Here is a 21,218-nt window from a genome sequence, read left to right on the forward strand (position 1 = left end):
TCAATTCAACGTCTTGAGCCGGTCATTGACGGCGTCTTCAGTCATGTTTTCACCGGAGAGTTCATCGACGAAACGTCCACGATGCATCACCAGCACACGATTACAGTTCTGAACCAGCTCCGGCACATCATCGGAAATCATCAGAACGGACAGACCTTCATCCTGTGCGAGTTTGTGGATGATGTTGTGAATCTGAGCCTTTGAACCCACATCAACGCCAACCGTTGGCCCGTTGAGGATCAGGATTTTAGCGCCAGTCAAAAGCCATCGCGCCAACACAACGCGTTGCGCGTTGCCGCCGGAGAGATGGTTGACGGGTGTATGCGGGCCGGGCGCAACAATATTCATTGCCGAGAACATGTCGCGCGTCGTTGCATCGGCCTTTTTGCGATTGATGAACAAGCCGCGTACGAATTTCTCAATCGACGTCACAATGATATTGCGCTCAATCGACTGGGTGAGGAACAGCCCTTCCGTAAGACGATCTTCCGGCACATAAGCAACGCCGCAGGCAATACCTTCCTGCACGGTTTTGGGGTGAACGGGCTTGCCGTCGATCCGCACATTACCGGTAAAGCCAGGCTTCATTCCAAAGAGAGCCAAGGCAAGCTCGGTACGGCCAGAACCGATCAGGCCGGAAATGCCAACAATCTCGCCTGCATGAAGCGTGAGGCTGGCTTTTTCCACTGAACCTGGAACCGAGAGATTGTCGACCTCAAGGCTCGGGACACTGGTGGCGCTGTCACGGGCAACCCATTGGTAGCTGTGTGCTGTCAGTTCCTGGCCCGTCATGGCGCGGGTGATCGCCGGTTCGTCAAACTCGTTAATCGGGCCTTCCGCGACTTTCTTGCCGTTGCGGAAAACAGTCAGCCGCTCGCTGATTTCCAGCATTTCGCGCATCTTGTGGCTGACGAACAGCACAGCGATGCCCTGTGCCTGAATATCGCGCACGATCTTGAACAGCGCGTCGACTTCATGTCGGGTAAGCGCAGTGGTTGGTTCATCCATGATCAAAAGCCGCGCATCGGCCATAACGGCGCGCGCTATTGCTACGATCTGCTTGCCGGATGTTGGCAGGCTATCCACATCGGCATCCAGATCCATCTGAACACCGAGACGATCAAGCGCCTGCTGCGCAAGTTCGCGCACGCGCTTCCAATCGACAGCTTTTCGACCTTCCATGAGAAATGTATTGATCGCGAGGTTTTCCGCGACCGTCAGGTTCCCGAACAGCGAGAAATCCTGATAAATCACCTGAATGCCATGATGTACGGATTTGACAGGATCGAGCTTGCCGACCGTCTTGCCGTCGATCAGAATTTCGCCGTCTTCGGGTGTGTAAACACCGGACATGATCTTGATTACAGTGGATTTGCCAGAGCCGTTTTCGCCAGCTAGGCAGTGAATTTCGCCGGGCTTGATGGCAAAGGACACGTCGTCCAGTGCTTTCACGCCGCCAAAGCGCTTCCCGATATGGCGCAATTCGATCAGATTTTCAGTCATAGAGGCCTCGTGCAAGGCTGCAAATGCAGATGGAATGGGGAGAAAGAGGCGGGGGCCTCTTTCTCCTGTTCAGCAACGATTAGAAGTCGTACTGATCCATGTTTTCCTTGGTCACGCCGACCCAGCCCGCGCCGTAGAGCAGATTTGGCTTCGAAGCGTCGGGAGCGATCAGGCTTTCATAGCCAGGCAGACCGAGATTAAGGCCAGCCTTGATTTGCTCGTTCTTCTTTTCAAGAGCTGCAACGGCCAGCATATTCATGGCATAGCCAGCGACTGCCGGGTCCCAAAACTGAATATACTGAACATCGTCATTCTTGATGTATTCACCGGCAACCGACACAAGACCGGTGCCAGCGAATGAGACTTTACCCTTTAGTCCGCCTTCAGCAATCAGACGACCGGCACCGGCTGAAGTAGGCATTGGCGCGCCCAGAATACCGGTGATGTCCGGATAGGCGGTCATCGCTTCCTTGAGCTTATTGTAGTCGGTATTTGCATCGTCATAGGTTTCGAGACGTTCAGTCGCCTGTGACATTTCCGGGAAATTGGCCTTCTGATACTCAACGGCACCATCAACCCATTCCATCTGTGACTTCGAGGTCAGGCTGCCAACGGTGGCAACATATTTGCCCTTGCCGCCCATCGACTTGCCGAGTTCCTTCATAAGGTTGGCGCCGTAGGCCTTATTGTCGAAAGCTTCGATGTCATAGTCGACATTCTGAATGTTGGAAGCTTCATGGCTGATAACGACGATGCCGCGTTCACGAGCCTTCTTCAAGACTGGTTCCACAGCCTCGACCGAGAACGGCACGATGGCAATAGCGTCAACGCCCTGTGCAATAAGGTTTTCGACGATCTGAACCTGAGCGGCCGCATCTGCCTGACTTGGACCAACCATCCAGACGTCATTGCCGGTATCGGCCTTGAACTGCTCAACGCCGTCACGCATACGGTCGAACCAGGCAATCCCGTCAACCTTCACAACTGTCGCGATCGTATATTTCTTGTCGTTTGCCGTCGTGATGAGGTCTTTATTGATTTTCGACGTATCGACGACACCTTCCGCAAAAGCATGTGGCACGGCAACAGACATCGTAACAGACGCGGCAATAGCCATGGACGCGATAAACTTCTTCACCGGTATTTCCTCCCTGGAAACGAATAGCCCCCGCCAAAAACGCATCCGCGCAGGCGAGATTGGTGACTACTGATTTTTACGCTGATGCTTTGCAGACTGCTGCTGACATCAGTGTCTCCTCCATTGCGACCATCAACACTGGATAAGTCGCAAATTCCTCTTTCTTGGCGCAGGCTGCCTGAAGCTTTCTGGCCTGCTGCAAATTCCTGTTGTCAGATCCTCCCGATAATGCGAACTATAATGTTACAATCCGATCATTATGTTTGGATCGTTTCATATTTCTGTTTGACCTGTCAAGTATGCACCATCGCAATTGCACCAATTGATGTGGCAAGCTAAACGGGGGTGAACCGCAACCGAAATGGGGAATCAGTGAGCAGGATCAGTCGTAAAGACGAACGGATTGCCGAACTTGCGGCTCTTGTTGAGGAAGCGGGAGTGCTGCGTCTTCGCGATGCAGCCACGCGGCTGGGCGTTTCGGAAATGACAATTCGCCGCGATATCGGGACAGATTCCGGGCCGCTCAATTGTTTGGGTGGTTACATTATTCCTGTGCAGGATAACGGTAACGGCAGCGATTATGTCTTTGATCTTGAAAAAGATTGCCATGCCAATGCAAAAGCGCAAGCCTGTGCGGCAGCTGCAGCACTTATAGAAGCGCATGACACCGTTTTTATCGATTGTGGCACCACAACGCCATATCTCGCGCAGCAAATACCGCAAAACCAGCACATCACCGTGGTCTGTTATTCGCTGAATATCGCCGAGATTCTATCGCGCCGGGATGATGTCCGGCTCATCGTGCTCGGTGGGGTTTACCACCCGGAAGCCGCGTCTTTCTCAAGTGATGAAGGCATCGAAGTTCTCAAGCGCGTCAATATCAACAAGGCTTTCTTGTCGGCAGGCGGTGTTGATGAGCAACACGGAGTAACCTGCTCGCATTTTCATGAGGTGCCGGTAAAGCAGATGGCGATGCAGCGCGCGCTGCAGAAACATCTGGTTGTTGATGAAAGCAAATTCGGCAAAGTCCGCGCTGCACGCTTTGCCGGAATGGTAGATTTCGATTCCATCGTTTCAGGCTGAAATACACGTCCGTCGTCCCGCAATTAGGAAGCTTTGGTGCAGTTCAAATTTTCGAAATCGGCGCTGGTCATCACGATCATGATCTTCTTTGGTCTTTTGCTGTTGGCGACCGCAGGCGCTGGCCTTGGCTGGATAAGAAGCTTCTTAGGCGATGTTATTGCTGTAATCTTCGTCTACTTTGCATTCCGTACGGTGCTTGACGGAAACCGAGTTTTGTTGGCTCTGGCGGCATTTTTTGTAGGCGTGGCGGTTGAGGCCGGGCAATATCTGTCCAAAGTATTCGGTATTGAAATCAGCAACCGAGCGCTGCGGATCATTCTGGGAGCGACGCCGGATTGGCTCGATGTTCTGGCTTATGGAATCGGTGGGTTGCTGATTATCGCGTGCCTTGGAGTAGGCGCTTTATTGAAGCGCGATCTAAGAACGTGATTTTTCAGCAAGCAGACTTTCTTTGAACACAATGCTCTCTTATACCTCTGTTTATAGGCTTTGCTGATGAGCGCTGGAACGCGTCTGTCGCTCGCAATAGCCTTCATCAATTCAAGCTTTTGACCACGGATGTACTGGCACTGGTAGACATTGATGATCAGGAAGGTCGGTGCATTTTTGCCCCGGCCTTTTTTGTTGCGTAAAATTCGATTGAATACGCGCACAGTACTTCAAGCGCGAAGATCGATCAGCTCATCTACCGACGTTGATGCTACGAGCATGTTTGCTTGGATTGTCCGCGCATATGCACATTCTTAACGAAGAATAGCACGTGTAGCGCGCAAAATCGCGTGGCAGCGCGCGCAAGATCGAGTGGCAACAGTTTTACGATGTCAAAGAACTGAGCGGAAGGCTCATTGAAGGTAGCTTAAAGAGCGCCTCAAGCTCCGTTCATAATAATGAGTTCCTTGACGGCTTTTCCTTTTCCGCCAGCTGCCGTGTAGGTCAGGTCAACGCCTTCAATATTGAAGGCCGAAAAGATGGACCGTATTTCCGGCACGTCATTGATTGACAGGATGAACCAGCCTTTGATGCGGCCGAGGCGCTCAGCCAAGATTTCGAACTGATCCCGGCCGAATAGTTCCTTACCATAAACGCCTTCCGTGCCCCAATAAGGCGGATCAAGATAAAACAGCGTTTCTGGTCTATCGTATCGATCGATGAAAGCTTGCCAGTCCAGGTTCTCGATAACGACCGAAGCAAGCCGCTCATGAACCTCCTGAAGCAATGGAGCGAGCGTCGTCAAATTGAAGCGCGATGAGCCACTGTAATTGATGCCGAATGATCTTCCAGCCACCTTGCCTCCGAACGTCAGGCGCTGAAGATAGATGAAGCGCGCTGCCCGCTCCAGATCAGTGAGTGTGTCCGGATCGGTAACAGTCAGGCGTTCGAAGTCCGAGCGGCTCGTAATTTGGAACCGAAGCGTGTCCATAAGCTGCGGATAATGACGCTGGAGAATGCGAAACAGGTTTGCCACGTCTTTCGAACGGTCATTGATGAACTCGGCGCGGGGCGCGGCTGTACGTCTGAAGAACACTCCGCCCATGCCGACAAACGGCTCGGCATAAAGCGAATGCGGGATAGTATCGATCTTCTGGCAGATGCGCTTTGCAAGCTGCCGCTTGCCTCCGATATAGGCGGCGGGCGGCGAAACAGGATCGAAGGATGTGAAATCGGCCTTCTGGCTCATGTACGTTCCTAAGAGAATCGGTCACAAACCAATTGCCCGAAAGGGCAAGGATGCGACGGTTATCTTGGATGGCTGTCGGGCGGGTTGCTCTTGCCGGAATGGCCCGCCGCCACGAATTGACGTGGCCGTCCCTAGTTCGGCTTTCAGCCGAGATGCGTTCAGTTGTTCAGTTTGAACCGATGATCAGAACGGCGCGCTCCGCGTTTCATCGACTGTCGTCTTTCCTCAAATTCGCGCTCGACCAGCTCTGCCTTTTTCTGCTGATGAAACTCCAGTTCGGTTCGAGTGAGGATTTCCCTATCGCGCAACGTCAGATCGCCAACCAGCCTTTGGCCGGTTAGATCGGGCCAGTATTCGCCCGCACCGAGCTTCCACAGGTGGCGCATTGGCAGGCTATTCACTACATTGCTGTGTGGCGGATAGACCTCAATAGCCACGACATCAGGCCCGAAATACTTGTTCTTCAGCTCCTGCAGCTCGTCCCATGTGATTGTGCCGTCATGTTCAACGGACATGAGGCCGCGTAGTTCGTCAAGCAACACGCCCACAACCGCCGTCATGACTGCACCTGTGCGGAAGGCCAGACGATAGCATCAACAATCGCACGGGCCGCGGCTTCATCTTCCGCCGCATCAATGTCGCGCTTGGCACCAAGGCGGATGCTTTCGATCATTGCGCCAATTTGCTGCCATTGTGCGAAGGCAGCAAGAACTACGTCTGCAACCTCGCCAATCGTTTCAGCAGTGATGCCGACTTCTGATGATAGGATCGGATAGTCTGATGGCTGCGGATTGGTTGTAGCTTTGAACGCCTGCGCCTCAGTCACCTTCTGCTGATACGTCATCGCCTGACCATGGCCGGGCGTGATGTATTTCAAGCGTTCAGCTTCTGCGGCTGCATCAATGCCGACTTTAAGCGCCGACTTGATCTGTAAGAGCGTTGCCGCTGGCTGCATACGTGCAGCGTCTATTCCGGCCTGCCACTCGGTTTCCGACATTTCAGTCGCATCCTCGGGCAAGACCGGACCAGAACCCCAAACCTCGCGGCCATCAACGATTATATGGAAATACTTCATAGCTGGCCTCAATCTGAAAGAGCGCGAATGTAGGTGTCCAGGACGACAATCGGACCTGTTGCGAGATCCTTTTCCACCATCAGGTAAAGGGTGTATGTCGCCGTTGGATCAAGGTTGTTGAACTCAGCCGAAAGCGTCATTGGCTGCTGGATGCTGCTCGCTTCTGAACCGGAGCCGTTTGTGTAAAGGCCAAGATACTGTGAACCTTGATCTGCCTGACCAGTGCGCCTCAAAACCAGATAGCCAATGACGCCAGCAAATGTTGTGCTGATATTCTTAACGCCGCAATATGCTGAAACCGACAAGTAGGTCACGCCGGTAATCGACGCGATGCTTTGAGCGCTGTTAGCAGATTTCACACCGGAAATATCAGAAAGAGCGACGCCAGGAGTAAAAGCATTCCATCGTCTTGCGGCTTTTGGTGCAAGCTTCTCAAAATACAGCATCGGGTTCATGAGAATGAACGCGGTACCATCGTAATAGAAGACCGCATCGCGTCCTGATGCCAATTCTCCTGCGAACACACCGCGACCATTGCTATAACGGATCGGCTTTGCACCCAGACCGTTCAGATTAAGCGTTGGGCCATCAGCAGTATTTGTCGTTGAAATACGCACACGCGCAACCAGACCAGCCGCATAAGCCTGTGTTGCAGGAGTGAGCGTGGCTGTAAGCGCATTTGCCGATCCACCCGCTACGGCATAGCTCCATTTGCCGGACTGGGCATCAAGCGCGAGCTTTTCTACATAGGCACCGCCCACTTTCTCGAACACACGCCCATCCGGCAGGCTGATGCCGTGGCCGTCTCTCGCATTGACAATGCGCCATGACGACCCGGTCCATTCGGCCAGTTTTTGCTGATTGCCAGACCATACGCCCGTTGCACCTGCCGGAATGATGTAGGCATCACCGAGAACGGCATCATTCGGAGGCGCTGTCGTCGTCATGGAGATTACAGGAAACCAAGCCACGCGATTTGCAAAACCCGGTGCAGCAATTAATTGCAATGCCTCCCAAAGCTGTTGCTGATTTTCGGGATCAAGCACTAAGCCTGCGTTTTCAACGACCGCGCAGATTTCCTCCTGTACGTCATTGAGAATTTTATCTGTAACCTCGGTACCGGCAATGCCAGCTGCAGCATTCTGTGAGCGAAAGCCACGACGGCCTGAGCCGATATCGACAGTATTCGCACCGTTAACGCGATCCATGTCAGTTCTCCACGTATGAGAATACAAGCTGAGTGTGCGCAGGCTTTAGCCGCCGCAACTCACATTCAATGTCACTGATTTCAAAGCCACCAAGCGGCTGGCCTGCCGTGTTGACGCCCGCTCGGAATATCCATTCCGAGATCAGCTGCAGCTTTACGCGCCAGGTGAATTGTTCGCCTTCTGCGATCAGCGGCTGACCGGCCAGAAGAACGCCTGCATTGGACGGCCAGAACTCTTCAATTTCGATGGTGTGGCCGAGGCTTGCAGCCATTTTGACGAAGTAAGGAATGCTTGCGCCGCCCTTGGCGATCCAGCGCTGATGTGCACGGCGCTGGCGCTGTTCAATGGTTTGATTGCCAAGATCACGACCACAAGGATCAGGACCAAGAACACGCTCGAAATCCGGCAATAGCGCATTTGCAGTGCGCGGATCGATCTCGTCCATCAGTTTTTCAGCATCGGCCTCGGCCTGAACAAGAACCTTGGCAATGCTGTCGAGAAGAGCATCCAGAACGCCGCCGCGCTTACCGAGGGCAAAGCCGCGTGGCAGCTTTCCGATCAGGCTGGCGAGAATGGTTGATTGCGGTCTGGTCATCATGGGTCCTCAAAAGTAACGAGGCCGGGAAGCGGATATTCATCGCGCTCCAAACGGAACGGAGCTGACGGTGAAATCAGATCATGCGCGTATTCGCCGGAGGCCGCAGAGATGGCTTCCGATATGCGCGATGGCTCAATCAGCGCTCCGATCGGACTGTCGTTCTGATCGTCGCTCTCATCACCTATGGTAGCGATGAATGCCGCAAAGGCTTCCTCGACAGCTGCGCGGGTCGAAACCCCATCAGGGCGAAGCCGCACGGTGATCGGGATCGCACGCATCTTTGCAGGCACAATCACGACATAGGCTGTGACGGGACGAACGCCGGACGAAGAACCGGGTGCGCCGAGATATTCAAGCTGCTCGGCCATTTCCGATACGGTTGGTGCACGGGCTGATGTGCCGTCTTTCATTGCGACGATAACGCCGACCGAACCACGGCCCACCCAATCGGTGATAGGCTTGACAGCGCGAACGTCAAACTGCTCGCGCAGCCAGCTCATATAGTCAAAGCCAGCACCTCCATGTGGACGCTGACGGATATAAGCCATGACAGCGGCTGCAAGTTCTGCAGGCGTCTCGGCAACCGCTCCACCTGCAAAGCCGCCCTCGGCAACCGTGATGCGATTGATCTCAGGAAAGGCATTGACTGTGCGAAGGCGAATGCCAGCTTCGAGATTGCCGATAGGACCAGCTGCAACGGCTTTTGCAGGCACAAGGATGCTCCCGCCTACGGGAATGACAGCGAGAGCTGTAGTGCGGAATATAGTGCCATCGGAACCGGCGATCTCAAGATCAGCGGGTAACTGCGCACCGGCTGCACCTTCGATGTTAATATTTCCAACTGCATATGTGGCCGGTCGCGCCGCAATGCCCCAGATATTGGCATGTCGATCGACAAACTCACCCTCTGCGGTGTCCACGAAATACTGTCTGCCCCACCATGCGACATGATCGTGGATCTCGCGCGCTTCCAGTGCGACAGCCCGACCGATCATGGCGAGCGTTCCGCGCGCCGAACGAACGGCACGGGAAATCGCCAGTGGATCGACCAGAGGCCGCACAACGGAAATGCTGAACTCCATGGCCGAGGCGATACGTTCAGCGATGGTCTTTGCGGATGGAACGGGCCAAGGCATCAGGCAGTCCTCCGGCCGGAAATAGCGGTGTCATCGACCAGGACGCGCCAGCCGAGCATTTGCGGCGCGACCCATTCCGTCTCGATCTCGGCCGGAATGCCGGTATCGGAGGTCACCCATTCAAGGCTTTCGGCAAGCCAGCTCTGGTAAAGAAGGCGGGTGGTTTCGGTTTCCTTGGCGCGATCAAGCAGCCAACAGCGCGAACCGATACGCTCACCATAAGGATCGAGCGCATCGGCAGCAGCACCGCGACGGACATCGATGCCTGACCCTGTCAGGAATTGCGAGCGGCCTTCCGGCAGCGGATCGTCTGGATTGGCACGGCGATCAAGGCCGACAGAAAGAAGCACCGGCGTGATCGGGGTTTCATCAATGATGAGATCGCCATCCGCGCCGATCTCCAGATCAGCGCGGCGGGTTTCCGGGTCATAGATGAGTGCCACATCGTAAAACATGCCCCGGTTCTATCGCGCGCGCGCGAAAACGATCATGCCCGCCAAGGCGGGCACGAAACAGATTATCCTTGTGGAACGCCAGTGGTACTGTTTCCGGGAGAGACACCAATATGAACATGGGTTGAGCCGATGTTCTTGCCGTCATGGGTGACGGTTCCGCCCTCGATGTCAACGCCACCAGCCGAGACCGTCACGGTAACGCCACCAACCTTCAGCACGATCGACGCTCCGGCCTGGACACTGATGGTTCCGTCTGCACCCACAAGAATACCGTCGCCGTGCTGATTATAAAGTGCAGCTTCACCCGGCTTCAGCCCACCCATACGAGCGGATGGATTCCCGACTGGCAAGAGTACGATGTCATCCTCATTGCCGCCAATGGCAACGGCGACGGCAAGTGCGCCATCTTCCGGTGCCGAGGTCGCCAGCCCGTAAGGCTGCATGATCTCGACCTTGTCGCGCCAGACGCCAGGAGCAACTTCCACCGAGGCGGTCTGTGTTTCGCCATCGTCATTGATGTTCTTCAGAACGACGCGGCGAGCGATCCCGCGAACCTTGCTGGCTGTTTCATGATCCATGGTTGACCTCGTGTTGTTCAAGTTCACAGGGCCGAAGCGGTTCCGTCCAGCGGCCCGCCCGATCCCTTGCCCTTGCTCTTTTTGCTGCTCTTCTTACGGCCCTTAACGTTCTTTCGACGGCCCTTTACAGGCTTGTTGTCGAAGGCCTCCGGTGAGGTGACAGCGATTTCGGTTTCGCAGCCGCTTTCCTCCTGCAGGAGGAAGGTCACGCGGGAAATCAGCATGTCGCGGAACACGTCCTGAAAGGAATCGGAGACCTCAACCATTTCGTTGACGCGCCACAGACGCCCGTTCGCCTTGTAGCCATGAACGCGATAGGAGATTTCCTCGCTCTCGCCGCGCTTGGTGCGCATGCGCCAGTCGGCTTCATCCTTGCAGCCCTTGTCATCGGCCTTGGAACGGGCCAGATGAACGATCGGGCGATAGCGCCTGATCTCGTCGTCTGTCGCCTCGCCACTGGCAACAACGCCGCGTCGTTCGCGTTCGGTGGCCGAACCGTCGGTTGCCCCTCTGTCTTCCGGCTTTACCGGAGCGCTGCCGCCCAGAAGCGGTGCTGCACGACCGTCGCGAACGGTAGCAGCCTTTTCCGACTGACCACGCACGATAACCTTGGAATGACGGTCCTTATGGGTGAACTGGCCGGAGGAGCCTTTCACGTTCCCAGGCAGCGAAAGTGCTGCCGGAGCGCGATTGGCTCCGGTCCGGGTGATGACGACACCGCCGACGCCATCCGACATGACAAGGGCATGGCGCTGGCGTGTGCCTTTATCGATGGCGCTCAAGCCGGTTTCAGAAAGATCGATGCCGTAGCGCGGAAATGCATCGCCGGTATCGATCTCCGAGCGGACGGAAAGCCCGAACGGTTCTGCGATGCGCTTGACGGCCTCTTCCAGCTTCACATTGTTGAACTCGGACGGACCAGTTGGCGCGGCCGTACTGTCGACCAGATCACCCGCCTTGTCCTTGCCCGATATCGAGACCATGGCGCGCTCTTCATCGATGTCGGGTGAAACGGTTTCGATATAGCCTTTCAGGACAAGCTGATCCTCGACATAAGCTTCCGCCTCCATACCGGGCTTCAGCTTGAACACCGCATTTGCAGGCGATGCAAAATCGAAGGTGGAGAGCGCCCGAGTGTAATCGCGCAGCTCGAAACTGAAGGAGCCGCTGAAGTCCTTCAGGTCGCGGGTGATGTTGGCATTCGTCCACTGGTCGAATATCTGCCCGTTCACCTTCAGCCAGATCGAGCGCGCCATTATTCCGTCACCTCGACGCGGCCAGCAGGAATGCGGGCTGGATGGCGCGGCCGGTTCCGCTCGATGATCGAGAGGTAGCCGTCCTCGATCGCGGACGGATCGTCACCATAGATATGGTTGGCGATCTGGAAGGCATCTGACGGTCGATCGGTTTCGATGATACGCGATGCTGGCAAGCGTCCGATCGCTTCATTGATATCGGCAATCAGGCGCAAGCGAACGTCGCGGGTAGCGCGGATGGTGGCGCTGGCCTCGGCAGCAAAATCGGAATCGGAAAGGCTGGATAGCAGATCGGTATAGGCATCCAGTTGGCCGACCAGGCTGTCGCGCAGCACGCTTGCTTCCGCTCGTGAACCGAACTCGACATAGGCAGCGAGCTGTCCGGCCTTGGCAAGCGCATCGCCTGCCGTTCCGGCCAACAGCACCGTGTCCGGACGCGACACGGTATCACCGGCAAGAACGACAAAAGCAGCACCGGCACTGGCGTTGATGTCGAGTGCCTGACGTGCCGACAGGCCGGTGTGGGAACTGGTTGCCTCTGCCGCCGGAGCAACCGCAGGCATTCCGGCGAGATCGGGAACGAGATTGACAATCATGTCCGTCACCGAGCTGGCGGCGCTGGACAAGGCTTCAGGTGTGGCAGGCAAGGATTGCGGCAGGACTGCGGAGATCAGGGCAGAAGCCCTTCCGGCGCTGGACTGCCAGTAGGAAACAACCTGTCGGGCGGTGCGCTGTGTGGCGTCAGTGCGAAGCCGGGACAGGGTTCGCCTCGATGTCGATGTGGTGAGAGACGCGGCAAGCGAGACAAGCGAAAGGGCAGCACCGATCAATGCCGAGGCGGTTGAAGCAAAGCCTGAAAGTCCCATGCCATTATAGCGCTTGAAGGTGGCGCTGAAGCGGACGACGCGCAGCTCGTGCGCGGCGAAGGAAATCTCGGCCGTCTCTTCCATGATGACCTGCATCGGGCCAAGCCATGGATGAATAAGCGTACCCGGTCCCGGCGTCTCGAACGCGGCCTTCAGAGCCTGTGCCTGGGCAATATAGGAATCGCTGACGATCAGTCCTTCGACCTGGACGGTTTGGGTTGCAAGGCCGAAATCGTCATAGGCAGCTTGGTCGATACCGGGGAACAGATGCTCGGCAACGCGACGGCCGACCTGTGTCGAAGTATCGGGCACGTGGAAGGAAATACCACGATAAGAAGCTGGAAGCAGTCCAGGCAGAACGTCACTGATGCTGTCGAAGATCATGGGAACCTCTATGCCCTGCCGATGACGCGGCCACGATCGGTCGTTAGCCCGACATTCTTGTTGTCAGACGTGGCGCTTGCGAGCCTGCCCGGACCATCAACCTTGATGCGGATATCACCACCGACATTGATCGACTGCGCCGGACCGGCGACAGCTGCAAGGCGTGTCGGCGTCGAGAGACTGGCCCGCTGATCAGGATTATTGCCGTTGGCAGGCGTGGGCCGCGGCAACTCTGGCAATGGGGGAACCACAAGGTTTCCGTTCAACGCACCGCGAGCATCTTTTCCGGTGATCTGACCGTTGAAGTCTTTCATATCTGCCGGAACGCCGAGGATAGCTTGCTTTACGGCATTGACTGCGCTGACGATACCGTCGAGCCAGCCCTTGATCTTGTTGTAGACAGGCTCGAAGCCCGCAGCGAGCGCGTCCCAGGCAAGCACCGGCAGCTCGATCGGCATTTTCAGGAAGCCCCAAAGCTTCTCTACGCCGGAAGCAAGAGACGATACAACGAACGTTGCCGTTTCAGGGAAGATGCGCGCCCAGTCTGGCATTTCCTGTTTGCCTGCTGCCCAATTTGCAAGTTCGGCCAGTCCCTTCGTCAGTGCCGATATGCCCTGCCAGATTTTCTCAAGTCCGGTGAACTTCAACAGTTCCAGCTTGCCGAGCCATTCGCCCATGGTGCGGGCAAAGCCGCTCATCTTGCTGGTGTCAAAACCGACAAGCTGCATCAAGTTGCTGGCAAGCGTACCGAGAGCGCTACCCAAATCCTTCAGGTTGTTCCACGTATCGCCCATATGGCCGAAGGTGCGCTTCAGGCTTTCGCCGATCGGCGCTAGCGACGGCTCGATGCCCTTGCCGATATCCTTCAGCGCGGTCCAGGCGGTTTGAAGCCCGTTGAAGACGCCTTCAAGAACCTTCAAACTGCCAACCTTCAGGCTATCAAAATTGATGTTGGCGAAGATAGAGCGGGCACCATTCGAAATCCGCGACCATGCGCGTGGCGCAGCATCCGCGACATAGTTCCAGGCACGAACCGCCCCGTCCGACACGCGCGACCAGACGCGGGAAAGATAAGGCTGTGCCTGTCCCCACAGACGCTTCGTGCCTTCCCATGCCTTGGAGGCGCGATCCTTCAGGCCGTCCCAGAACTTCATGAGCCTGGGCGCGACCTTGTCCCAGTTCTTCGCAATCAGGACGCCAGCGCCAGCCAGCAGGCCGATCACAATGCCAAGCGGTGATAGGATCACGCCGATCAACGCGCCGATTGCACCAAGACCCGCACCGATAATCGGAAGGACAAGGCCGAGCGCCCCAAGCGCCGTGACCAGGAGAACGACACCGCCAGTGCCGGTCAGCAGGGTTTTCATCCAGCCGCCTGTTGCCTGATCGATCTGCCGCACCCAGCGGATACCGGCGAGCAACCATTCGTTGATGGTCGGAAGCCATTCACCGAAAGCAAAACCGACCTCCCGAATGGACTGTGTGCCGATTTCGTTGAGGATCGTTAGCTGCCGGTTCATGCCCGCCATCTGCGTTTCGAAGTCGGTATCGATCGCTGCACCCGTCGCGGCGGCGACCTTTTCCTTGATGTCCTTGTATTCCTGCACGTTCGCCATGAACGGCACGATGAAATCCAGAACCTGCTGATCGGAGAACAGCTCGGAAACCTTGCTAGCTGCGCCGATCGCTTCCAACTGTTGGCGAACATAGGCAAGAGCCTCGGCACCCTTGAGGCCGTTCTTTTCTGCGGCCTTCATGTATTTGCCGATCTGCTCTTCGCCGACGCCGGTGAGCTTTCCGACCTTCTGCAGCATGGCTTCCAGCGGGTTGATGCCCTTGGATGCAGCGTCCAGCATGACGGCCTGAATATCGACGCCCATGCCCGCAAAGTTCTTGATGGTGCGCTCAGACAGTGCCTTCGACAGGAAGTTCGAAAGATTGTTCGCCGCGATCGACGGATCGGATGTTCCCTTCATAGCGATCTGGAGTGCCGAGCCGAGGAAGTTGACAGCCTCGCGGCCCTTCACACCGAATTTTGCTACCTGTGAAGTCAGGCGCGGGAAATGCTGTGCCATGTCCTTCAGCTCGAAGGAACCTTCCTTACCGGCGATCACAAGCGCACCAAGACTGTCGCGCATCTGATCGGCGGGAAGCTTCAGGTTGTTGAGCATGGCCGTGCCAACGCCAGCCATGTCGGAAAATTCCGCATTCGCAGCCGTGGCAGCGCGGCCGATATCGCCAATGGTGGCGTCGATTAGTTTCTGATCGACGCCCGCAGCAATCATCTGGCCTGCACCGGCCGCAATCGTTTCCGACGCCTGACCGATGACAAGGGCCAGTTCTTCATACTCAACCTTGGCCTTGGCCGCGAAATCAAACGCGGCCTTGCCAGAGAGTTCGGCGGTGCCTGCAATATCGAGCAGCTGTTGCTGGAAGGCTGCGGCTTCCTGAACCGGCCCCATGAAGGAAATAGCGGCAACCGCCGTACCGAGTATCCCGATACGGCGCGCAAAGCCGGTCAATTTCTGAAGGTTGCCTGTAAGGCGGCGCATCGGACTTGAGAGCTGATCGCGAAGTCTGACTAGAACATCGAGCGCCATTGATTTTGATGCCATGGTCTAGCCCTCTGCCTCTTTGATCCTGTTCCGAAAAGCCATGATGCTATTCCACCAGAAGGTGGCGGTTGCCGCGTCCATCGTGTCGATTTCAGCGGCAGAGAAGCCCGATCCATCGGCGATCCCGCCGAGGATTACTTGCCAGTCTTCCGGCCACTCGCCAAAAAAGAGGATAGCACCTGCGCAGATGCGGTGATGTCGGCCGCATCAAGCCTGTCATAGAGCACGTTCATGATGGCCTGGCTGATCCGTGTCGAACGCGAAAACGCGACGACGTTCATCGAATCTTCGGAGGTGGCCGAAATTGCCCGCTGATCAGCGCCGGTCAGACGATGGAAAGTCAGCTCGGAATATTTCTCCTCGCGTACTTTCCCGCCCTTCTTGATCTCCAGCGTCCGAGGGTAAAGCAGTGGCAACGTGACCGAACCATTGTCATTCTGGATGGCATGATCCGGCAGGCGATCATTCGGATCGATGTCCTCATCGACATCGGCGACCACGCCAGCCTTGGTGGAAACAGGTCTGTCCAGGTCCACCACTGCGTCCGTGACAGGACGCTCTTCGTCGGTGAGATCGAGATCGACAACATTCTTAGCCATTAAAGCACCTCTTCAGGAGCGCCGCCCGCCCACTTGAGNCTTCGCCGCCGGTGATGTCCGGATGGTCGGTCAGGAAGGCGTCAGCGAAAATGAAGGTCTGGCCGGTATCGCAGACAACCTGCAATTCGCCTTCGCCCTCATCCCAGAGACCGCCGTAGCGCTGTCCCTTTTCGAGGTTCGTTGTCGCGGTGACTTCCGAAGCCTCGAACTCCTGGGCGCGACCGACCTTGCGGCCATAGGTGACGGCATTGTTCTTGATGCCGCCCACCTTGATCTTCGCGCCCTTTTCGACGGGGATGTTTCGGCCCCGCCAGACAATGTCCACAATGCCAAGTACCTGTGCCATGGTTCTCGTTCCTTACCTTTAGACCTGGAATTCCAGCGAACCGGCGAGCACCATCAGATTGCCGACAATGTTGATCTGCTGTCGGCTTTCGAGGCGGTTCTTGTCGCTGGACGAGCGCTGGAAGGCGCTCTGTTTGATGGTGGCCTCGACATTCTGTATCCAGACCAGATCGCCATAGCGGCGGCAGCGGCCCGCCCAGGAGGCATGCATACGGCGCGGTGTGACAACCGAGGACCCCGTTTCCTCGTCATTGCCGACATTGGTCGCGAACGCCGCGCTGTCGTCATCATCCGTGAGCTTGGCACGCGGATAGAGAAGCGAAACATAGGAGTTCCAGTCGTAGCGGATACGCGACAAGGTGGCAGGCACCATGATGTCGAGCCACGCTTCATCATCCACATTGAGGTTGGATTTCCGGTATGTGGTAATGAGGCGCGAGATCGTGACTGAACCATCAGAAAGGCTTTCGAAGGTCGAGATACCACGGCGCAGTAGCAGATCGCGTTCCGTCTCGATGAACTGGTCGGCGGGACTTGGCGCTTCTACGCCTGGCACAACAAGCGAGCGCAGCTGGCGCGCAGGATCGTTAGCGAGGTGGAAGCTCGCAAGCCCCATGACTGCCGCCGACAACACCCACGAACTGGTCGGCGAGCCATTCAGTCCCACTGCCGTCAGGAACGGGCAGTTCGTCAGCTGACCCCAGGTGCCAAGATCGGCAAACGTGCCGCTCTTGCCGACATAGCCATGTGCATCGAGCTTCGACATCGCGGTGAAGCGATTGGTCAGGAAGTCTGCGAACACGCCCATATTGGTCGGATCACTAAACGGCTGCTGGATTGCCGTGTACCAGGTGTTGGCGATCACATCGAGCGCAGGCGTCAGATCGGGATTGCCGGAACCGCCCGCCATCTTGGTCGTTGCAACGTTGAGGCCGGTCGGTAGAGGCTGCGCCTCGATGTCCACGCGCAGATCGATGTCGTTGCCGACTTCACCGCCATGGCGGCTCGTGACAGTGACGACACCGGCAGCGGCTGCGGCTGTGACCGGCAGGCTGACGTTCTCGTTGATCGCAGCGGCGAGCGATGCTGCAAGCTGTGCGACGGTGGCCGTGGACTGCGCAGTGAAACGCACCTGCTGGCCTGCAATCTTGAAGCGAAGGACAAGAGCCTGCGAGACTGCGCCGGTGAATGTAATGGTGCCGCTGGCCTTTACCGCGTCTTCATCGTCAGCGATCGCCATGACGAAGAGGCTTTGCGTCTTGTTGGCCTTGCGGAACGCCTTCACCTGTTCGGCTCCGATCGAACCGATACCGAACAGCGCCTGACCTTCGGTGTCGCGAACGACTTCCGTGATGGTGCCGGGCTGCAAGGTGCCGGTGGCGAGCTTCAGGCCGATAATCAGGTTCTGCACCGGATAATCGAAGATGCCAAGATTGCGATAGTTCGGCTTGACCTCAAGATAGGTGCCGGGAGAGCGCCAGTCGGTCGGGATTTCGTCAAAAACGAAGTCAGCCATGATTATTTACCTCCGTTCTTGGCCTTTGCGGCCGCGTCATCGTTGGCGTTGCTGTCAGTGCCGGTTGGCGCTGGTGTGATCGGAGCCTTGACGCCAACCTCGACCAGATCGCCGTCTGCGATGCGGCGGCGTATATAAAGAGTGACGGGAACCGTCGCGCCGCCTTCAGGCCAGTCGCGGCCATCTTCCATGGGCACGGTGCGGCCGGGTGCGAGCTTCAGCTTTTTCTCAAGCATGGCTTTCCTCGGGGTTGATGGTTTCGGTGATGACAGGTTCTTCCGCATCATTCGTGATCCAGGTGATACCGAGCGACTTGAGATCGTCGGCAGTCTTGATCTGGAAGGCGGAAAGCGGCGATGTGAAGCGCACATCGAAATCGATCTGGGCAAGCACGGTGGCGTCGTCAGCCCATCCGTCCGCATAGACCGCTTCGGCACGTGTGACCGTGCAAGTGCCAATGTCAGACAAGGTGCAGCCGCTCAAAAGCACGCTTGACACATCGATCATGGCATCAAGGCCGATATCGAACCGATCGCCCTTGAAGCGGGCATCGAGATTGCTCGATGCTTTCACGACCAGGACAAGCCGCCAGTTGGCAGCGCCCGACAGCAAGCGGCCGTGGTCCCGATCCGGCTGAAGGCCCATCCAGGCGAGACCGATAAACGGCTTCAGGCGAACGATGCGTTCAAATTCCTTGACGGTCAGAACGGCAGGAACACGCGCGATCTGGAATTTCTTTTCCGGGAATGCGAGGCGCAGCCGCGCGATGATGGCGGCTTCCATGACCCTGATCGGCGCTTTGGTGAGTTCAGGTTCAGCCATCTCACCAGCCCTTCAGCGATTCATCGGAGAATATGGCGGGACGGCCGGAAAAGCGTGGGCCGTTGGACTTCCCAAAGTTTCCGGCCGAAGCGGCCTCAATGGAAATCAGCCCCTTGGCAATATTCTCCAACCAGGTGATGACTTCCTTGCGTTCAAGGCGCATCTGTTCGGTCGGCTCGGTACGCTCACCCTTCGCAAGATCATAGCGAGCGAGAACACATGCAGCGCGCACGATATCCTTCGGAACTTCTGCAAGCGGCACCTTGTAACGGCCGCGCAGATAGCCGTCGATCAGCGCCGTGGCATCTGCCAGGGCAACTTCGATCTTGGCCGGGTCAAGGGTTTCGGTTTCACGGTCTTCCGGCATGGAAAGCCGGACCATTTCCGTGTTGCCGAACCGCTCGATCATATTTGCGACTGTGGCGTACAAGTGCCGTTCTCCGGTTTAAGGTGGAAGCCGCCTGCCGCGACGGCTTCCGGGTCATGGCCTGTTTCAGCGGCGGCCCGTTATTAGTCTTCGAGTTCGATCAGTTCAGTGACCAGATCAGGATCGCCCAAAATCTGGTTGAGCTGGATCGGCTCAAACATGTCGATCTGATATTCACTCGTTCCATTGTGCCGACGACCGCCACGGCGAATGCCTTCGACCTTTGCCGTAATGCGAATGCCGTTGCATGCAAACTTGCCGTGCTTGACGGCATAGGCTTCGACAGCAGCTGCGATGAAATCAAAGCCAGCGTCTTTCGCGGCCTGGACGGATGCAGCGACAATCGCATCAATCTCAATCTCCGAAGCTTCTACCGTCTGGTCGCTGACGGGACCGACCGGATTGCCGGTCCCGTCATTGGTCGCAGTCGCCGGGGAGGTATTGGTTGTCGTTGCGTCACCCTGGACGGCACCGCCGTTCTGACCGGTGTTGTCGGGGGTGTTCGGCAGAGGGCCACCAACCGGCTCGGCAGCGGGTACTTTCTTGGTGTCTTCTGTGGGCTTTGCAGCTTTCGCCATCGTGTTGCTCCGTTGCTTCAGGGCTTTTCAAAAGGGCTTCGAAGCCTCTTTGAGAAACCCTCCCGCCCGTTATGGCGGGAGTGCTTTTCAGTTCTTCTCGATCTGCTATTCGATGAGCGTTCGGGGCACTGGAAGTGGCAGGCGCACATCCATGCTTTTCGACTTGGCAAGGATGGAAACGTCGGTCGGACGAAGCATCGCGACGAAGGCCAGACCAGAAGCTGGTTGAAGGCTCATGTCCTGACTGACGGACGTCACCAGTGCCGAGGCGGGCACGGGCGCTTCGCTGTTGGCAAGATAGAAATCAACAGGATTGGAGAGGATTTTTTCATAGGCAGGGATATCGACAGCCGATGCAGACGCGATCGATGTGAAGGCGAAAGCCGCCACAATCGCGAACATGCTGCCGAAAAACAGACCCACTTTCCTCATGGTAAAACTCCGGGTTTAAGTGCAGTGACAGGGGTAGTCCGGTATGCGCCGCCCGCTGTCGGTGCGGGCGGAACTCTTGGGACGCGCTGGATTAGGCCAGCAGCGGGATGACGACCGGCTCGGCCGTGCCCTTCCACTCGTTGCTCTCTCCATTCGCGGCCAGCTCGTTGAGCAGCAGCTTGCGGGCTGCACCTTCCAGTGTGGACGGTACGAGCAACTTGCGTGGATTAATGGAGATCACTTCGCCGTTGCGTTTGCGGATGGAAGTCATCGCGGCGCGGGCAGCGGCGTAGTTCTCGGCATTCAACGGCAGCTTGGACTTGTAAATCAGCTGCCAGAGGCCATAGCCGGCATTGCAGCGACCATCGACGCCATAAACCGCCTTGCCGCCGAAGAAGACGGTATCGTCGGTCGCCTGATCCTTGCGGATAAGCTGGAAGCTCTTGCGGCTCTGATAGATGATCGGCTTGATGACCTGGCTGTCATCGACCAGGTACCAAGCCGGAGAGGAACCGGCAGCGAAATTGGAGACCGAAGTTTCCTTGCCGTCCTCATCGTAACCGGGATGGTCGGTGTCGAAGAAGTTCTGGCCATCATAGCACTTGGTTGTTTCGCCCTTCTTCAGGAGCGGGAAAACCAGCTGATCCGGGAATTGCGCGGCATTCTGACCGAGCTGTGCCGCCATGGATGAGAGGAAGCCCAACTGATCGTCTTCCACCTGGGAGATGCGAACGCCGATCGTGCCTTCAAATTCCCTGTTGCGGATCGTGTAGGTCTGCATCGACAGGTCATGAACGATGCGGTCGCCGATCCATTCACGAATCCCCGGCAGATCGTCCATACGCGGATATTCGTTTGCCGCCGTGGTCGATGGAACGGTCATGGCGACGGTCTGATAATGCGTCGTCGTGGAACCAAGCTGCGCG

General features: G+C 56.8%; 24 protein-coding genes. 2 read left to right on the plus strand and 22 right to left on the minus strand.

What is annotated here, in order from left to right; all coding sequences use genetic code 11:
• Positions 1–1,503 carry a sugar ABC transporter ATP-binding protein gene (locus CEV34_RS12820; protein WP_007874532.1) on the minus strand — a complete coding sequence of 501 codons (1,503 nt, stop codon included), beginning with the start codon at positions 1,501–1,503 and terminating at the stop codon, positions 1–3.
• 79 nt (positions 1,504–1,582) lie between these two features.
• On the minus strand, positions 1,583–2,641 hold the full coding sequence (locus CEV34_RS12825) for an autoinducer 2 ABC transporter substrate-binding protein (protein WP_007874533.1): 1,059 nt from the start codon (positions 2,639–2,641) through the stop codon (positions 1,583–1,585).
• A gap of 372 nt (positions 2,642–3,013) precedes the next feature.
• On the opposite strand from CEV34_RS12825, the gene CEV34_RS12830 reads away from it, so the two are divergent.
• Both CEV34_RS12830 and CEV34_RS12835 read left to right on the plus strand, forming a co-directional pair.
• Complete coding sequence (locus tag CEV34_RS12830; protein WP_007874534.1) at positions 3,014–3,724, plus strand: DeoR/GlpR family DNA-binding transcription regulator; 711 nt, start codon at positions 3,014–3,016, stop codon at positions 3,722–3,724.
• Positions 3,725–3,760: 36 nt separating this feature from the next.
• Entirely contained in the window at positions 3,761–4,153 is a 393-nt protein-coding gene (locus tag CEV34_RS12835) for a ribosomal maturation YjgA family protein (RefSeq protein WP_094543719.1), read from the plus strand.
• A gap of 439 nt (positions 4,154–4,592) precedes the next feature.
• Here CEV34_RS12835 and CEV34_RS12840 read toward each other — a convergent pair whose 3' ends face one another.
• The 20 genes from CEV34_RS12840 to CEV34_RS12935 all read right to left on the minus strand — a co-directional run.
• Positions 4,593–5,402 carry a DNA adenine methylase gene (locus tag CEV34_RS12840; RefSeq protein ID WP_094543720.1) on the minus strand — a complete coding sequence of 270 codons (810 nt, stop codon included), beginning with the start codon at positions 5,400–5,402 and terminating at the stop codon, positions 4,593–4,595.
• Positions 5,403–5,560: 158 nt separating this feature from the next.
• Positions 5,561–5,962 (minus strand): DUF7694 domain-containing protein, encoded by a 402-nt coding sequence (locus CEV34_RS12845; protein WP_235819043.1) that lies wholly within the window; start codon positions 5,960–5,962, stop codon positions 5,561–5,563.
• A complete protein-coding gene (locus tag CEV34_RS12850) occupies positions 5,959–6,477 on the minus strand; it encodes a hypothetical protein (protein ID WP_094543721.1) in 519 nt (172 codons plus the stop codon). Before CEV34_RS12850 ends, CEV34_RS12845 begins: the two co-directional genes overlap by 4 nt.
• Before the next feature lie 8 nt (positions 6,478–6,485).
• Positions 6,486–7,685 carry a DUF2793 domain-containing protein gene (locus CEV34_RS12855; RefSeq protein ID WP_094543722.1) on the minus strand — a complete coding sequence of 400 codons (1,200 nt, stop codon included), beginning with the start codon at positions 7,683–7,685 and terminating at the stop codon, positions 6,486–6,488.
• A gap of 1 nt (position 7,686) precedes the next feature.
• The gene (locus CEV34_RS12860; protein ID WP_235819044.1) at positions 7,687–8,283 is read right to left on the minus strand and encodes a YmfQ family protein; all 597 of its coding nucleotides are present in this window, start codon (positions 8,281–8,283) and stop codon (positions 7,687–7,689) included.
• Positions 8,280–9,419 (minus strand): baseplate J/gp47 family protein, encoded by a 1,140-nt coding sequence (locus CEV34_RS12865; protein ID WP_094543723.1) that lies wholly within the window; start codon positions 9,417–9,419, stop codon positions 8,280–8,282. Before CEV34_RS12865 ends, CEV34_RS12860 begins: the two co-directional genes overlap by 4 nt.
• Positions 9,419–9,874: a phage GP46 family protein gene (locus CEV34_RS12870; RefSeq protein ID WP_094543724.1), complete on the minus strand. Its 456-nt coding sequence runs from the start codon at positions 9,872–9,874 to the stop codon at positions 9,419–9,421. The genes CEV34_RS12865 and CEV34_RS12870 overlap by 1 nt, the downstream gene beginning before the upstream one ends.
• A 62-nt stretch (positions 9,875–9,936) precedes the next feature.
• On the minus strand, positions 9,937–10,452 hold the full coding sequence (locus CEV34_RS12875) for a phage baseplate assembly protein domain-containing protein (RefSeq protein ID WP_094543725.1): 516 nt from the start codon (positions 10,450–10,452) through the stop codon (positions 9,937–9,939).
• Positions 10,453–10,475: 23 nt separating this feature from the next.
• Entirely contained in the window at positions 10,476–11,708 is a 1,233-nt protein-coding gene (locus tag CEV34_RS12880; RefSeq protein WP_094543726.1) for a phage baseplate assembly protein, read from the minus strand.
• Positions 11,708–12,958 carry a DNA circularization N-terminal domain-containing protein gene (locus tag CEV34_RS12885; protein ID WP_094543727.1) on the minus strand — a complete coding sequence of 417 codons (1,251 nt, stop codon included), beginning with the start codon at positions 12,956–12,958 and terminating at the stop codon, positions 11,708–11,710. The genes CEV34_RS12880 and CEV34_RS12885 overlap by 1 nt, the downstream gene beginning before the upstream one ends.
• Positions 12,959–12,966: 8 nt before the next feature.
• Entirely contained in the window at positions 12,967–15,573 is a 2,607-nt protein-coding gene (locus CEV34_RS12890) for a phage tail tape measure protein (RefSeq protein WP_094543728.1), read from the minus strand.
• Positions 15,574–15,707: 134 nt separating this feature from the next.
• On the minus strand, positions 15,708–16,172 hold the full coding sequence (locus CEV34_RS12895; RefSeq protein ID WP_094543729.1) for a hypothetical protein: 465 nt from the start codon (positions 16,170–16,172) through the stop codon (positions 15,708–15,710).
• A complete protein-coding gene (locus tag CEV34_RS12900; protein ID WP_235819045.1) occupies positions 16,165–16,518 on the minus strand; it encodes a phage tail tube protein in 354 nt (117 codons plus the stop codon). The genes CEV34_RS12895 and CEV34_RS12900 overlap by 8 nt, the downstream gene beginning before the upstream one ends.
• An 18-nt stretch (positions 16,519–16,536) precedes the next feature.
• Positions 16,537–18,033: a phage tail protein gene (locus CEV34_RS12905; protein ID WP_094543730.1), complete on the minus strand. Its 1,497-nt coding sequence runs from the start codon at positions 18,031–18,033 to the stop codon at positions 16,537–16,539.
• A 2-nt stretch (positions 18,034–18,035) separates the two neighbouring features.
• A complete protein-coding gene (locus CEV34_RS12910) occupies positions 18,036–18,269 on the minus strand; it encodes a DUF2635 domain-containing protein (protein ID WP_094543731.1) in 234 nt (77 codons plus the stop codon).
• Positions 18,262–18,855, minus strand: coding sequence for a hypothetical protein (locus tag CEV34_RS12915; protein ID WP_094543732.1), 594 nt, complete (start codon positions 18,853–18,855; stop codon positions 18,262–18,264). Before CEV34_RS12915 ends, CEV34_RS12910 begins: the two co-directional genes overlap by 8 nt.
• 1 nt (position 18,856) lies before the next feature.
• The gene (locus CEV34_RS12920; protein ID WP_094543733.1) at positions 18,857–19,285 is read right to left on the minus strand and encodes a gp436 family protein; all 429 of its coding nucleotides are present in this window, start codon (positions 19,283–19,285) and stop codon (positions 18,857–18,859) included.
• A gap of 80 nt (positions 19,286–19,365) precedes the next feature.
• Positions 19,366–19,860, minus strand: coding sequence for a hypothetical protein (locus CEV34_RS12925; protein WP_094543734.1), 495 nt, complete (start codon positions 19,858–19,860; stop codon positions 19,366–19,368).
• A 105-nt stretch (positions 19,861–19,965) separates the two neighbouring features.
• Positions 19,966–20,292: a hypothetical protein gene (locus tag CEV34_RS12930; RefSeq protein WP_094543735.1), complete on the minus strand. Its 327-nt coding sequence runs from the start codon at positions 20,290–20,292 to the stop codon at positions 19,966–19,968.
• Positions 20,293–20,383: 91 nt separating this feature from the next.
• Positions 20,384–21,218, minus strand: an 835-nt coding sequence (locus tag CEV34_RS12935; protein ID WP_094543736.1) for a Mu-like prophage major head subunit gpT family protein, incomplete at its 5' end; no start/stop codon positions are given.

It is taken from the genome of Brucella pseudogrignonensis, from assembly GCF_002252525.1.
Classification (GTDB): Bacteria; Pseudomonadota; Alphaproteobacteria; order Rhizobiales; family Rhizobiaceae; genus Brucella; species Brucella pseudogrignonensis.